We start from the raw sequence: 15,241 nt of genomic DNA, 5'->3' as shown, positions 1-15,241 counted from the left end.
TATATTCCTAATAGGATACGCATTAAAAAAGAGAAAGGAACATACAGATGCTAAAAGGTATACGTGTGATAGATTTCTCGTTTTATCTTCCAGGACCCTATGCCAGTCTGCGTTTAGCGGACTTAGGGGCGGAAGTGATCAAAGTAGAGCCACCAGAAGGAGACCCGGCTCGGACAATGGGGGATCAAAAAGACGGTACAGGATTGGTTTTCCTGGCAAATAACCGTCATAAAAAAAGCATCGTTCTTAACTTAAAGGAGGCTAAAGGTCAACAGATTGCCTTGGATTTAATAAAGGAAGCAGATGTTGTGATCGAGAGTTTCCGACCGGGTGTAGCTAAGAGACTTGGAATCGATTATGAGAGAGTGAAAAAGGAAAAGCCCGATATCGTTTATTGCTCTATCTCTGGTTATGGACAGTCGGGAAAAATGAATCACCTCGGAAGCCATGACCTCAATTATATGTCGGTGAGTGGAGCGTTAGCGCAAATGAAAAATAAAGCCGGAGAGCCTGTTCACCCTACGAATACTTTTGCTGATCTAGTTGGAGGCATTGCAGCTAACGAAGCCATTTTAGCTGCTTTGATTAATAGTTCAAGAACGGGAAAAGGAGAGCACATCGATCTTGCGCTTACAGACGTTATGGTTTCACTTATGACAAATCACGTCTTGTTTGAACAGGAAAAAGGTCAACAAAATGGCATATCCTTGCTTCGTGGTGAGATCATTTCTTATAAAATTTATCAAACAAAGGATCATCGTTTTGTAAGTCTTGCAGCTTTAGAAAAGAAGTTTTGGGAGAATTTTTGTCATGGAGTCGATAGAGTAGATTGGATTGGTGCACATTTTTCAGCATCTGAGGAGGAAAATCAGATATATCGAGAAGTAGTCTCCTTATTTTCCAGTAGAACTTTAGAAGAATGGACAACGTTTAGTATGGAAGTCGATTGTTGCTTAACACCGGTATTGGAACCTGGAGAGCTAATTGAAAATGAATATATAAAAGACAGAAGTAACATTAGTGACACAGACTGGGGTATTAGGCAAGTGTTAACACAACCACACGCTGCTATCGACCACTCATTAAAACCGCCAGCAAAAGGAGAAAATACAGAAGAAGTTTTAACATCTCTGTTAAACATGACTGAAGAGAATATAAGGGTTTTGAAAAATAGCAGAGTATTATAATTTACTTCTCGAAGGGGCGATGCGAAAATGATGAACTTACCATTAACGGTTGGGGCAATGTTAGAAAGAGCAGAGAAGTTTTTCCCGAAAAAACAAATCATCTCAAGGACTTCTACAAAGGTATCGAGATTAACGTATAAGGAAATTGGACAAAGAACGAGACGTCTTGCTAGCGCATTAGCAAATCTCGGCGTTTCTCAAGGCGATTGTGTAGGGACATTAGCTTGGAATCATCATCGTCATCTAGAAACTTATTTTGCAGCACCAGGAATGGGAGCGGTTCTACACACAATTAATATTCGTCTATCCGAAGAACATATAGTATATATTATTAATCATGCTGAAGATAAAGTGCTATTAATCGATGAGGATGTCCTCCCGTTAATTGAAAAGGTCAGTGATCAATTAAAAACAGTAAAAGCCTTTATCGTAATGTCCGATGAAAAAATTCTACCGGAATCAACCTTATCCCCACTATATTCCTATGAACAGCTTCTGGAAGAGGAAGATGAAAAATTTGAATTTGTAAAAGAGATTGATGAAAACTTACCCGCAGGTATGTGCTATACTTCAGCAACGACAGGGAACCCAAAAGGTGTTGTCTACTCCCATCGTGGAATTGTTTTGCACAGCTTTGCAATGGGACTAGCTGACACTGCTGCAATCTCTGAATCTGACCGGTGTATGCCAGTAGTTCCTATGTTTCACGCGAATGCCTGGGGGTTACCATTTACAGCGACATTACTAGGAACAACACAAATTCTTCCTGGACCGCAATTCACCCCGAAATTACTAGCAGAACTTATAGAATCAGAGGCAGTGACTGTTACTGCCGGAGTTCCAACTATTTGGTTAGGATTACTTAATGAACTGGAGAAAGGTAACTATGACACGAGTAGTCTTCGTGCTGTGTTGTGTGGCGGTGCTGCTGCACCGAGAGGAATGATAAAAGCCTACGAAAGTAAATACAATATCCCTTTCCTTCATGCTTATGGAATGACGGAAACAAGCCCACTTGTCACGCTTTCTAGACTAAAAAGTTATCAAGAGAATTTAGCAGAAGAAGAAAGGTTAGAGGTTCGTTCTATGCAAGGTTTGCTTGTTCCGGGGCTTGAAATGAAGGTGGCAGGTGCAGCCGGTGAAACTTCCTGGAACGGAGAGGAAATGGGCGAACTGCTGATACGTGGCCCGTGGATTGCTGATGAGTATTATAAGGATGAACGCTCAGAGGAAGCATTCCAAGACGGTTGGCTTCATACCGGTGATGTCGTAACAGTTGACCAAGAAGGTGTTATTAAGATTGTAGACAGGACGAAGGATTTAATAAAAAGTGGCGGAGAATGGATTTCCTCTGTCGATATTGAGAATGCTCTGATGGCTCACGAGGCTGTCTTTGAAGCAAGTGTGGTAGCCGTGGCTCACAATGAATGGCAAGAGCGTCCTGTTGCTTGTGTTGTTTTAAAAGATGAATTCAAAAAAACAGTGACAAAAGAGGACTTACGGGAATTTCTAACACCGCAATTTGCTAGATGGTGGCTACCTGACGACATCGTATTTCTCGAGGAAATCCCAAAAACATCCGTAGGAAAGTTTTTAAAGCGGGCACTCCGTGATCAACTTAAAAATCATTTTGTTCATTAAGAAAAAAGTAGAGCTCTCTTGTTGTTGTGTAAAAAGATAGATGATAATATTTGGAGGTTTTTACCAGGTTATATAGGGATTGCTGAATAACTCTAGAACTCAAATACAAAGGGTACCGCTTCCATGGCTTCGCTTTCCGCAGGCAACGCTTCAGCCTCCTCATTCGCGAAAGGCGTACTCACTGCGGTTCCTCGTCGCAAGAAGACCATTGTTGCTTTTCCTGAGGGAGTCTCCGCCATTGCAGCAGCACCCTTGGCTCTATCAAAATCAAGTGCAAGAGCATATCCTCTTGCCATGTAGGCGTATGCTACTTATTCAGCAGCCTCTATATAACAGCATAAAATGTTTAGGGAGTGTCTCAAACATTTTTGTGCTGTCTTTGTTTTACTTCAATTAAACATCATAAAATCGTTGGTACCAATCGACAAAGCGGTCGATCCCCTCTTCAATTGAAGTGGCTGGTTTAAACTCGACGTCTTTAACTAAATCATCGATGTCTGCATACGTTTCGACTACGTCACCAGGCTGAATAGGCAAAAACTCTTTTTGGGCGACGATACCTAATTTTTTTTCCAATGTGACGATCATGTCCATTAATTGCACTGGTTTGTTGTTTCCGATGTTATACAATTTATAAGGGGCAGAGCTTATAGAAGGATCTGGACTTTGGCTTTTCCAACAGGGTGAAGCGACAGGCTTGTGATCAAGAAGTTTCACGATGCCTTCTACAATATCATCGATGTAGGTAAAGTCGCGCTTCATGTTTCCGTAATTAAAGACCTTGATCGGTTTTCCCTCAAGGATATTCTTTGTAAAAAGAAACAAGGCCATGTCAGGACGTCCCCAAGGGCCATAAACCGTGAAAAAACGAAGCCCCGTCGTCGGAATCCTGTAAAGATGACTGTACGTATGAGCCAATAGTTCGTTGGCTTTTTTTGTTGCGGCATAAAGACTGACGGGGTGATCGACATGATCTTTTGTTGAAAAAGGCATGTTAGTATTCAGCCCGTATACGGAGCTTGTTGACGCAAAAATAACATGCTCTACCTCCGTTTGGCGGCAGCATTCCATTAGGTTTGTAAATCCGACGAGATTTGAATCGATATAGGCGTCTGGATTTTCTAAGCTATATCTTACCCCTGCTTGGGCAGCCAAGTTGATCACTACAGTAGGTGAATAATCATTAAAGAGATTCTTTAACGTTGATTTATCTTCCAAAGATCCCTTTATGAACGTAAATAGTGGATGAATTATCCATTTTAAACGCGCTTCTTTTAGTTTAGGATCGTAATAAGTATTTAAATTGTCAATTCCTATGACAGTTTTCCCCTCGCTCGTGAGTTTCTTCACAAGGTGAGCTCCGATAAAACCTGCGCATCCTGTGACTAAAATTGTCAACGATCATCTCTCCTCAACTAGTTCGTATTAACTATAACTATGAAAATGTGAGGAGTGGGGTATGGTTGTTTTCCCTGGATATAGAAAAAAGGCTGGGGAGCACAGGGTTCAATTGACTCTACAAAGACGACAGTAAAAAAGTTAAAATATAAAAAAGAAGCAAAAAAAGGAGGCAGATGAAATGAGCATTGGTTATATTAACGGAAAGTTTGTTTCATTAGATGAGCAGGTGATCCCGATCGATGAGAGAGGTCACCAATTTGGAGATGGCGTATACGAGGTGATTCGGTTTTATAACGGGAAAGGATTTATGCTAGATGAGCACCTAGACCGGCTTGAGAAAAGTGCGCAGGCTATTAAATTAAACTTGTCAGATGGAATATCTCCGATCCGAGAGCTCATTTTCGAAGGGGTGAAGAAAGCCAAATTAGCCGATTGCTATGTTTACCTTCAAATCACAAGAGGAATCGCGGCGAGAAATCACTTATTCCCAAGCGTACCAGTTTCGGTATCGATGACAGTTAAGCCTGCTAGTTCTCTAAAAAAAGAACTTGTGGAAGAGGGAGCTCCGGTCATAATACACCCAGATGAACGATGGGCAAATTGCTACATAAAATCGTTAAATCTACTTCCAAATATATTGGCTAAACAAACAGCTTCTGAAAAGGGCTGCTATGAAGCGGTTTTGGTAAAGGACGGACATGTAACAGAAGGAACGAGCTCAAACATTTTTATTGTGAAGGGGAACACAGTAGTGACAACGCCTCTTACAAAGCAAATCTTGCCTGGAATAACGAGAATGGCGGTAAAGCAAGTTTGTGAAGCTGAAGATATCACATTTCAAGAATCTCATTTTTCAGAAGCTGAATTACTGAAAGCAGATGAGGTTTTTCTTACTAGCACGACTTCAGAGGTATTACCGGTTACAAAGGTCGATGGGGTTCCTATTTGTGGCGGCAAGCCAGGAAAATTGACGCAACATATACTAACATCATTTAAAAAGCGAACAGGATAAAAGGAGCTGGAGAAATGAGCAACGATGGTTTAGTAGGACAGTTTCCTATAGGGGATAAAAACTGTATTACCGACGTAGCTGGTGTAAAGGTTGGGCATGTTACGTTAGACTTCCCTTTGGGTAAAGAAGATGAGTATGCTTGTACGGGTGTAACGGCGATTCTTCCGCATAGTGATAATCTATTTCGAGAAAAGGTTCCCGCTGCTAGTTATGTCATTAACGGGTTTGGAAAAACAACTGGATTAGTTCAGGTCGATGAATTAGGGGTTATCGAGTCCCCGATCATGCTTACGAACACGTTTGCTGTACCAGCAGTGACGCAAGGGGCACTACAATTTATGCTAGAAGAAACACCTGAAGTCGGGGAAACAACAGGAACGATAAATGTTGTGACCGGTGAATGCAATGATAGCTACTTAAACTCGATCCGCCATTTTTCTGTAAAATCAGAGCATGCCGTTGAAGCATTGCGCAAAGCATCTACCAATCGTGCAGATGAAGGAGCCGTTGGTGCAGGGAAAGGCATGGTTTGCTTTGGCTTTAAGGGTGGGATCGGTACAACGTCAAGAGTGATCTCGACAAATGACGGACCAGATATTATAGTGGGTTGTTTAGTGCTCACGAATTTCGGCAAAAAAGAAGAATTTCAGCAGGATAGATATGCAGCTTCGGCAGAGCCAGAAAGCGGAATCTCTGAAACATCCGACGGGTCGGTTATCATCGTCCTTGCAACCGATGCTGCGCTTAGTGACAGACAGCTAAAACGAGTAGCAAAGCGCTGTGGGATTGGGTTAGGTAGAACGGGGAGTCACTATAGTAACGGAAGTGGAGATATCGTCATCGCTTTCTCAACGGCTAACCGTGTTCCTCATTCATTAAATGAGATGATTGAATCACGGCCCCAACTTCGTGACGACCATCAGGTTATGAATAAGCTTTTTACTTGCGCAGCCGAAGTAACGGAAGAAGCGATTCTACATTCTCTTAAGAAGGCTGAAACGACGACTGGGAGAAAAGATCGAGTAGTTTATAGTATGAATAGAGAAAAGTTGCAGCCCACTGACTGAAGTGGTGCTGCAACTTTTTTTAATAGAGGCTAATTTGTCACTTTTTCATCGTCAAGCGCAAAGACAGCAGCGGCTTCTGCATGAATTTTCGTTGTGTCATAGACAGAAACATTTACATCTTCTGCTTTAATGAGTAAAGGGATTTCAGTACATCCCAGCACGATGCCTTCTGCACCACGATTATGCAGCTTCTCGATGATGTCAATGTAAACTGCTTTTGATTCAGGTTTACACACGCCTTTACAAAGCTCATCATAAATGACGCGATGAACGACTGCTCGTTCTTCTTCAGTAGGAATGATCGTTTCAATTCCGTGTTGTTTTAACCGGTCATGGTAAAAACTGTCTTCCATCGTGAACTTCGTCCCTAACACAGCGACTTTCGTTTGCTTTGCAGCTATGATTTTTTCCGCTGTAGCATCCGCAATATGAAGAAGGGGGATATTCATTTTGGTTTCCATTACGTCAGCCATTTTATGCATCGTGTTCGTACAGATCACCACTACATCAGCGCCTGCTGTCTCAAGTGTTTTTGCCGCATGAACCATAAGGTCAGTAGCTTCTTGCCATTTACTTTCATGCTGCAGGTCAACCATTTCCTGAAAGTCAAAAGAGTGCATGAAGCATTTCGCTGAATGCAGGTTGCCCAACTGTTCTTTCACTGTTTCATTAACATAACGATAATACTCAGATGTCGATTCCCAACTAAGCCCACCAATAAATCCGATCGTTTTCAAAGAAAAAACCTCCTTTTCTGCATCCTATCATGGTAATCTGGTAAGAAGTAGTACCACAATAATGATATTTTTATAGAACCAGATCAAAGTCGTTAATCAGGAGGAGAGAATGTGTGGTTACAGGTAAACCGAAATGATAAGAGAACGTTGACGCAACAAGTTTATGGACAAATTAGAGAAAAGATCCTCTCAAGTGAGTTCAAAGAAAATGAAAAGCTCCCTTCTTCTCGAGAACTGAGTCAGCTTCTAAATGTTTCAAGAAACGTTGTGATAGAAGTGAACGAGCAACTGATTAGTGAAGGTTATTTATATGTTCAGGAACGATCAGGAACTTATGTGGCGGAAGGGGTTTCCTTCCAAAAGAGACCAAGGATGCAAGCACCTCCCCTAGAAAAGACAGCTGTGAATGTGAATAAAGACATGATCGATTTTAAAGCAGGGAATCCAGGGATTGATCGTTTTCCAAAGAAGGTATGGGGAAAGCTATCGAAAGAGGTTTGTATAGACTCGCCGAAGGAAACGTTCAGTTACCATCAACCAGGTGGCTCTGAACATTTAAGAAAGGTGTTAACGGATTACTTACTACGTCATCGCGGTATTCACTGCCATCAGGACCAAATTGTGATCACGTCTGGAGCAACACAAGGTTTAAGCATGTTGACGAATTTTCTAAATAAAAACCAAGGGGAAGTGGCTGTAGAAGACCCGGTTACAGATGAAATGAGGACCATTTTTACTTCAGCTGGCAAAGCGGTCGTACCCGTTCCTGTTGACGAAAATGGAATACTAACAAGCCAATTGCCAAAAGAGTCAACACCAAGCTTCGTTTTCGTTATTCCATCCCACCAGTTTCCACTAGGGGGAACGCTCCCCATTCAAAGAAGGATTCAGTTGATTGAATATGCGAGGGAAATGAACACGTACATTGTAGAAGACGACTATGATAGTGAATTTACGTACGACCGATCTCCCGTACCTGCTGTGTATAGTCTTGATGATGAATGTGTCATTTACGTCGGGACATTTAGTAAAATTCTATCACCCGCGTTAAGGATCGGCTATGTTATTTTGCCCCCTCATCTCGTAGAAGGCTTTCGGGAGTTAAAGTGGTATACCGACCGTCACTCTGCATCATTAGATCAAGGAACGTTGGCCCGGTTTATTGAAGAAGGTTATATGGAACGCCATATTCGTAAAATGAAAAGAGTCTATCAAAAGCGCCGTGACACTCTCGTATCTGCTATCCAAAAGGCTTTTCCAGAGGCTATTATCTTTGGCCAATCTGCAGGTATGCATTTAGTTGTTAAACTTCCGAAAATGAATTTTAACGAGTCGCTTATGAGAAAGTTAAAAAAAGAAGGTGTCATCGTCTATCCCGTAGAAAACTATTCGCTTTTAAAGGGAGATTATTGCGAGCATATCGTGATGGGCTATGGGGGATTATCCGTTGACGAGATTGAAAAAGGTGTAGAAATAATAAAGAAAGTCGTATTGAATGGTGTGTCTAACGACTGATGCATAACAGAATGTGAAGAACCTAACGATTTTTGATTAACGTTGGGTTCTTTATTAATTTTAATATTTTTTTGTGTTCAATCCCTTGCTCCAGAAGTATTCTTGTATGTTTTTTATTTTTTCTGAAAAAACATTGGTAAATAGTGTTGTTTTTTTATCACTACCTGTTATACAATACATACTATAATAAAAACTGTATCATAACAGTGGTGATAAAAGGAGGGAATAAAATGAACTGCCATAAATGCAATGGGCACGGGGATGTTGGCTGTAAGTCTTGTAAAACTTCTCATTTCCACAAAGTGGAAGTAGTGAAACAGGAACATGGTTGTCAGGATTGTTATGGAACAGGGGCGGTTGTCTGTCACTTTTGCTGTGGGAATGGAAATATTGAATAACATCGCGAGTTCAAACGAGATTACGATATGAGTTTGAGCATCGATTAGGGAGGTTCTTTATGTCATCTTCAAAGGTAGACGATGTACAAATTTTAGGAACAGTTGAGGGAGAATTTTCTACAATTCTATCAGTCGAAGCGATAGTATTCTTAAAAAAGCTTCACGATCAATTTGAAGCAAAGCGACAAACTCTCTTAAAAGACAGGGAAGAAAGACAACGACAGATTGATCAAGGCACTCTTCCTGATTTTTTAACAGAAACGAAACGTATTCGTGAAACAGACTGGCAAATTGCTGAAGTTCCAGAGCCACTTCAAGACAGAAGAGTAGAAATTACTGGACCGAGCGGAAATAAGAAAATGGTGATCAACGCATTAAATTCAGGAGCAAATGTGTTTATGGCCGATCTTGAAGATGCAAACTCACCAACATGGTCGAATCAACTCCACGGTCAAGTAAACTTGTACGAAGCGATTCGCAGAACGATCGACTTTACTGGAACGAATGGGAAAGAATATAAACTAAACGACGAGGTGGCAACTCTTATCGTACGCCCGAGAGGATGGCATCTAGAAGAAGGTTTACTTCGCATTCAAGGACAGCAAATGAGTGGCTCATTGTTTGACTTTGGCCTGTATTTTTTCCACAACGCAAAGGAATTACTAAAAAGAGGGTCTGGTCCTTACTTGTATTTACCAAAGCTCGAATCGTATGAAGAAGCTAAGTTGTGGAATGAGGTTTTCTGTTTTGCTCAAGATGAATTAGAGATTCCTAGGGGGACGATTAAAGCGACGGTGCTTATTGAAACGATTAACGGAGCATTTGAAGCCGATGAGATTTTATATGAGCTAAGAGAGCACAGTTCAGGTTTAAACTGTGGTCGCTGGGATTATATTTTCAGCTACATTAAGAAACTAAGAAACCATGAATCTTTTATTTTACCCGATCGTTCGTTAGTCACGATGACAGTAAACTTTATGCGCGCCTACACTTTATATGTTGTTAAAACGTGTCATAAGCGGGGGGCTCATGCAATTGGCGGAATGGCGGCTCAAATTCCGATTAAAGGTGATCCGGACGCAAATGAGACGGCAATGGAAAAAGTTCGTGCGGATAAAGAACGCGAAGTACTCGATGGCCATGATGGTACGTGGGTAGCTCATCCGGCGCTTGTCCCAATTGCAAAGGCAGTTTTTGACGAGCATATGCCGGTAGCCAATCAACGCTCAAAGCAACGAGAGGATGTCATTGTCGAAGCAGAAGATCTTCTTGCCATTCCAAGTGGTCCGATTACAGAACCGGGGCTTCGATCTAATATTTCTGTTGGGGTCCAATATATTGAGGCGTGGCTTAGAGGTTTCGGAGCAGTGCCTATTAACAACTTGATGGAAGATGTTGCTACAGCTGAAATTTCCAGAGCGCAAGTTTGGCAGTGGATCAAGCATCCAGAAGGGAAGCTTGAAACTGGAGAGAAAATAACAGCTGAGATGGTTCAGAGCTTCGTGGATGAGGAACTGGAGAAAATCCGTGTCGACCAAGGCGATCAAGTGTTTTCAGAAGGGCAATTTACGTTAGCGAAAGATTTGTTTATTGAGCTTATTACGCAAGAGAAGTTTGTAGACTTTTTAACATTGATGGCTTATCCATATCTTGATACGAAATCGGAGGGGATTTTATCATGAATCAAAATGTAGAAAAGGTGGACCAAGAATGGAAAACGAATACTCGCTGGCATGGGGTAGAGCGGCCGTATACAGCAGAAGATGTTGAAAAGCTAAAAGGCTCTATATCCATAGAATACACGTTAGCGAGACGAGGTGCGGAAAAGTTGTGGAGTATGATACATGAAGAAAGCTTTATCCGTGCATTAGGAGCTCTTACTGGGAATCAGGCTGTCCAGCAAGTAAAAGCAGGTCTCAAGGCAATTTATTTAAGTGGCTGGCAAGTGGCAGCGGATGCGAACTTGTCAGGGCAAATGTATCCTGACCAAAGTCTTTATCCGGCAAACAGCGTTCCGAATGTAGTAAAACGAATTAATCAAGCGCTGCAGCGAGCTGACCAGATTGAACACAGTGAAGGAAAAAACGACATTGACTGGTTTGCTCCAATCGTAGCTGATGCGGAAGCAGGATTTGGTGGACAGCTGAATGTGTTCGAATTGATGAAAGGTATGATCGAAGCCGGAGCTGCTGCTGTTCACTTCGAAGATCAATTGTCCTCCGAGAAAAAGTGCGGTCATTTAGGAGGAAAGGTTCTTTTGCCAACGCAGCAGGCCGTTCGTAATTTAATTTCCGCGCGGCTAGCCGCAGATGTTATGGAAGTGCCGACCGTCATCATCGCCCGAACGGACGCAAATGCAGCAAACTTGATTACAAGTGATGTGGATCCAGTTGATCATGAATTTATTACAGGCGAACGGACTCACGAAGGTTTTTATCGCACTCAGGCCGGTATCGATCAAGCGATAGCGAGAGGATTGGCTTATGCACCATACGCCGACTTGATTTGGTGTGAAACGTCAGAGCCAAACCTGGAAGAAGCCCAGAAGTTTGCGGATGCGATTCATGAGAAATATCCAGGTAAGCTGTTGGCATATAACTGTTCACCTTCATTTAACTGGAAAAAGAAATTAGACGATGTGACGATCGCTCAATTTCAAGAAGAATTAGGGAAGATGGGCTACAAGTTCCAATTCGTCACATTGGCAGGGTTCCATGCCCTTAATCACAGTATGTTTGAGTTAGCGAAAGATTACAGCGAACGAGGAATGGCTGCATATTCTGCTCTTCAGCAGGCTGAGTTCGCAAGTGAAAAAGAGGGATATACGGCAACAAAGCATCAGCGTGAAGTCGGTACTGGTTACTTTGATGAAGTGGCGAACGTCATTTCTGGCGGAACGTCGTCAACGACCGCATTGACTGGATCAACTGAGGAAGAGCAGTTTGTGAAGTAAAGATTATGAACAGCATCTCTAGTCAGTTAAATAGAAACAGTGGGACAGAGGGACAGGTACCATGTCCCTCTTTTGGTGCGATGGGCAGTTGCTTTCCCTCCGCGCGTTAGCACGTGGAGGATACCTTTACTAAGCAATGAATGAAAGAGGGTTTGCCGGCTTTTAAAACAGAGAAATTAAAGTAGCTTCGATTGATGGCGAGGGGACAGCCTTCTGTAAAACCTCTTCCTGTATAGATCGCTTTTCAAGTTTCCTTTCCGGTCCATACTTTTTCCCTTTATTGATTTCTGATTATACTGAATGAATAAGATAAACGAGTGCCAGTATACTCCTGTTAACTTTTTTTGCGTGTAAGAGTGGGACAGGGAGTCAAGTCATACATTTGTTCCTCGCGTTGTTCTGGGACGACGAACCTGTCCCCCTGTCCCTTGACGAATACAGCACATATGATACAATGAGTGAAAATATTATGAATTTAATAATTTCTTATCTAGAGAGGTGGAGGGACTGACCCTATGATACTTCGGCAACCAGCACGTAATGTGTGCACGGTGCCAATTTCAGAGGAATGTAGGATATTCCGAAGATGAGAGCTGGGCTGCTTTTATATTACGTTTATAAAACCCTCTTTTCTCATCTGACTTGAGAAAAGAGGGTTTTTATTATGTAGAGGAGGGATTCTTGGTAACATAAAAAGATTATGGAAAGAGAAAAAAGGTGCTGCAACACCTTTTTTCGTCGATACAATTAGACGTAGCAAAGCCACGGGGAGTGACGATTAAGCCTAATTATATATGAAATAGTATAACATAGGTCAATCGTCCAATTTAATAATTTAGGAGGACGATGAAATGGGAGAATTGAAGTTTGCTTATTGGGTACCGAATGTAAGTGGAGGGTTAGTTGTCTCCAAGCTTCCACAAAAAACAGGATGGGACTATGAATCAAATAAACGATATGCGCAAATTGCCGAAGAATCAGGCTATGACTTTGCACTTTTACAAACACGTTTTATTGCCAGCTACGGTGCTGAAAATCAATTAGAAGCAATCACACTGGCTTCTGCATTAGCTAGTGTAACAAAAAAAATCAATCTTATTTCCGCAGTTCATCCAGGGTTATGGCATCCAGGGGTTTATGCGAAAATGATTGCCACGCTAGATAACATTAGTAATGGCCGGGCTGCACTTAATGTAGTAAGCGGGTGGTTTAAGCAAGAGTTTATCGGGTACGGAGAACATTGGCTAGAGCATGACGAAAGGTATCGTCGAGCAGAAGAATTTATTCAAGTACTAAAGTCGATGTGGACAGAAGAATCGACAACCTATAAGGGTGACTTTTACAGAATTAATGAAGCACCGTTAAAACCTAAACCGGTCAATGGCAGACCCCCTATATTTCAAGGTGGTAACTCGAAAGCGGCGCGTGAAATGGCAGCAAAGGTCTCCGATTGGTATTTTATGAATGGCAATACGATCGAAGGATTTAAAGAACAAATTGAAGATGTAAAAGCATTGGCTAGAAAAGAAGGTAGAGAAGAAGAGATTAAATTTGCTGCTCATGGTTTTGCAATCGTCCGCGATACAGAGGAAGAGGCATTAGAGCTGTTAAGAGATATTGTTTCACATGCCGATAACGAGGCAGTTGAAGGCTTTAGCAATGCGGTAAAAGAAGCAGGACAATCAACGAAAGATAAAAAAGGTATGTGGGCCAGTTCGACGTTCAAAGACCTTGTTCAATATAATGAAGGCTTTAAAACCGGTCTGATCGGAACAGCTGAACAAGTTGCGGATCGTATTATTGAATTGAAAAAAATAGGAATCGATCTTGTGTTAACTGCACATTTCCACTATGAAGAAGATTTACAAAGGTTCGGTGAAGAAGTCATTCCACTCGTTAAAGAAAAAGAAGCTGCACTAAAAGAGCAGCGTGTTACTGTATGAAACTAGTGGCGTTGTCAGGAAGTCGGTCTGAGAGATCAAAAACATTACTTGTTGTTAATAAAGCGATTGACTATGCAAAAGACTATGATCCGCAGATCGAAACTGAGATTATTCACTTGGGGGATTATGATATACAGTATTGTGATGGTCGGGATCCTTCTCTTTATCAAGGGGATACAAAAAAAGTGATAGATTTAATTGTAAATGCCGATGCATTTATTGTTGGAACGCCAATTTATAGAGGATCGATGACCGGGGCATTAAAAAACGTCTTTGATATTATTCCAAATGATAGTCTGCGAGGCAAAGTCATTGGCTTTATTGCAACGGGGGGATCACCGCACCACTTTCTTGCGATTGAACATCAGTTAAAACCTCTTGCGGGTTACTTCCACGCCTATGCATTGCCATCAGCGGTTTATGCTCACAATGACCATTTTTCTGCTTCAACTCTAGTTGATACGGAAATCATGAATCGGTTAAATGAACTTGGAAAAAGCATTGTCGACTTCTATAATAAAGGTATGGACCGAAGTGTAAGATTAGGATTACCGGACATTCCAAGAAAGCAGTTAAGTAATTACGAGGAGGGGTATTGTGGCAAAGCGTGAAGAAAAGTTAAGTCCTGAACTGGTTGAATCACTACAAGGTGAAAAAATTGTCACCTTGGTTACAACAGACCAGGAAACGAAACAGCCTGATTTAAGTGTGATTTCCTGGGTGGTCGCACAACCTGAAGGGGATCAGATTAAATTTGCGGTCGGGCATAAAGCAAATAGTGCTAAAAATATTCAAGCGGAACCACGAGTGACACTAGGGATCACTGGTAACGGCAGCTGCTATTCGGTCAAAGGGAAAGCAGATGTTTCTGATGTGATTGAAAAAACGATGAAATTGCGAATAGTAACAGTAGATGTAGAATCCGTGGAAGATGTTATTTTTTACGGAGGGAAAATTACGGTAGAGCCGGAGTACGAGAAAACGTATGATCCAAAGTTAGCTGAAAAGCTTGATGCAGAAGTGTATAGTTTATTAAAAGAATAATCTACATAAGGCAAAGGAGGGATCCTTTGTCTTTTTTTAGAGTTAAGACCAGAAATTATAAAAAAATCTACGTTTCGATGTCTAGCTCCAGGTGCCATCGCGATAGTCGGGCGCCTTGCGCTTTTCTTGCTTTTACACCTAACTCAAAGCATTACACTTTGAATTATTTATGATAATAAAGTTCTTTACCGTTATTCAACAATCGCCGATTGCTTAATAACGAAATATAAATTACAAATAAGCAACCTTCCATTCTGTATTAGCTCTTTTTGAACTTCAGATGGTTAAAATGTTTTTTTCTAACAAACGAAAAACGTTATCTAATTTATTTTGTCGTTACCTC

Annotated in this window: 14 protein-coding genes and 1 riboswitch; of the genes, 11 read left to right on the top strand and 3 right to left on the bottom strand. The window is 41.5% G+C overall.

Annotated features, from left to right (window positions below; all coding sequences use genetic code 11):
• Nucleotides 1-47 precede the first annotated feature (47 nt).
• Both CDZ94_RS09265 and CDZ94_RS09260 read left to right on the top strand, forming a co-directional pair.
• Nucleotides 48-1,187, top strand: a complete 1,140-nt coding sequence (locus CDZ94_RS09265) for a CaiB/BaiF CoA transferase family protein (protein ID WP_096436396.1) — start codon at nt 48-50, stop codon at nt 1,185-1,187.
• Between the two features lie 27 nt (nt 1,188-1,214).
• Nucleotides 1,215-2,828, top strand: coding sequence for a long-chain fatty acid--CoA ligase (locus CDZ94_RS09260; RefSeq protein WP_096436394.1), 1,614 nt, complete (start codon nt 1,215-1,217; stop codon nt 2,826-2,828).
• 92 nt (nt 2,829-2,920) lie between these two features.
• Here the strand turns inward: CDZ94_RS09260 and CDZ94_RS09255 are convergent, their stop codons facing one another.
• Nucleotides 2,921-3,124, bottom strand: coding sequence for a hypothetical protein (locus CDZ94_RS09255; RefSeq protein WP_096436391.1), 204 nt, complete (start codon nt 3,122-3,124; stop codon nt 2,921-2,923).
• 97 nt (nt 3,125-3,221) lie between these two features.
• Nucleotides 3,222-4,226: an NAD-dependent epimerase gene (locus CDZ94_RS09250; RefSeq protein ID WP_096436389.1), complete on the bottom strand. Its 1,005-nt coding sequence runs from the start codon at nt 4,224-4,226 to the stop codon at nt 3,222-3,224.
• Nucleotides 4,227-4,407: 181 nt separating this feature from the next.
• Between CDZ94_RS09250 and dat the strand changes: the two genes are divergently transcribed.
• Together dat and CDZ94_RS09240 are read left to right on the top strand one after the other, a co-directional pair.
• Nucleotides 4,408-5,241 (top strand): D-amino-acid transaminase, encoded by an 834-nt coding sequence (gene dat, locus CDZ94_RS09245; RefSeq protein WP_096436387.1) that lies wholly within the window; start codon nt 4,408-4,410, stop codon nt 5,239-5,241.
• A gap of 14 nt (nt 5,242-5,255) precedes the next feature.
• Nucleotides 5,256-6,308 (top strand): P1 family peptidase, encoded by a 1,053-nt coding sequence (locus CDZ94_RS09240; protein WP_096436385.1) that lies wholly within the window; start codon nt 5,256-5,258, stop codon nt 6,306-6,308.
• Nucleotides 6,309-6,337: 29 nt separating this feature from the next.
• On the opposite strand, the gene CDZ94_RS09235 is transcribed toward CDZ94_RS09240, so the two are convergent.
• A complete protein-coding gene (locus CDZ94_RS09235; protein ID WP_096436383.1) occupies nt 6,338-7,045 on the bottom strand; it encodes an aspartate/glutamate racemase family protein in 708 nt (235 codons plus the stop codon).
• A 111-nt stretch (nt 7,046-7,156) separates the two neighbouring features.
• Here CDZ94_RS09235 and pdxR point away from each other — a divergent pair, with 111 nt between their 5' ends.
• The 7 genes from pdxR to CDZ94_RS09205 all read left to right on the top strand — a co-directional run bounded on the left by pdxR (nt 7,157) and on the right by CDZ94_RS09205 (nt 14,898).
• Nucleotides 7,157-8,560: a MocR-like pyridoxine biosynthesis transcription factor PdxR gene (gene pdxR / locus CDZ94_RS09230; protein ID WP_096436381.1), complete on the top strand. Its 1,404-nt coding sequence runs from the start codon at nt 7,157-7,159 to the stop codon at nt 8,558-8,560.
• 230 nt (nt 8,561-8,790) lie between these two features.
• Nucleotides 8,791-8,958 (top strand): hypothetical protein, encoded by a 168-nt coding sequence (locus tag CDZ94_RS21305; protein WP_157812121.1) that lies wholly within the window; start codon nt 8,791-8,793, stop codon nt 8,956-8,958.
• A 59-nt stretch (nt 8,959-9,017) separates the two neighbouring features.
• A complete protein-coding gene (aceB, locus tag CDZ94_RS09225; protein ID WP_096436379.1) occupies nt 9,018-10,640 on the top strand; it encodes a malate synthase A in 1,623 nt (540 codons plus the stop codon).
• Nucleotides 10,637-11,911, top strand: a complete 1,275-nt coding sequence (aceA, locus tag CDZ94_RS09220; RefSeq protein ID WP_198520811.1) for an isocitrate lyase — start codon at nt 10,637-10,639, stop codon at nt 11,909-11,911. The genes aceB and aceA overlap by 4 nt, the downstream gene beginning before the upstream one ends.
• Nucleotides 11,912-12,394: 483 nt before the next feature.
• Nucleotides 12,395-12,504: riboswitch (SAM riboswitch) on the top strand.
• 258 nt (nt 12,505-12,762) lie between these two features.
• Complete coding sequence (gene sfnG / locus CDZ94_RS09215; RefSeq protein WP_096436375.1) at nt 12,763-13,854, top strand: dimethylsulfone monooxygenase SfnG; 1,092 nt, start codon at nt 12,763-12,765, stop codon at nt 13,852-13,854.
• Nucleotides 13,851-14,465: an NADPH-dependent FMN reductase gene (locus CDZ94_RS09210; protein ID WP_096436373.1), complete on the top strand. Its 615-nt coding sequence runs from the start codon at nt 13,851-13,853 to the stop codon at nt 14,463-14,465. The genes sfnG and CDZ94_RS09210 overlap by 4 nt, the downstream gene beginning before the upstream one ends.
• Nucleotides 14,452-14,898 carry a pyridoxamine 5'-phosphate oxidase family protein gene (locus CDZ94_RS09205; RefSeq protein ID WP_096436371.1) on the top strand — a complete coding sequence of 149 codons (447 nt, stop codon included), beginning with the start codon at nt 14,452-14,454 and terminating at the stop codon, nt 14,896-14,898. Before CDZ94_RS09210 ends, CDZ94_RS09205 begins: the two co-directional genes overlap by 14 nt.
• The last annotated feature ends 343 nt before the right edge of the window (nt 14,899-15,241 follow it).

The organism is Alteribacter populi (genome assembly GCF_002352765.1).
Classification (GTDB): Bacteria; Bacillota; Bacilli; order Bacillales; family Salisediminibacteriaceae; genus Alteribacter; species Alteribacter populi.
This window is presented reverse-complemented; position numbering and strand designations above follow the sequence as displayed.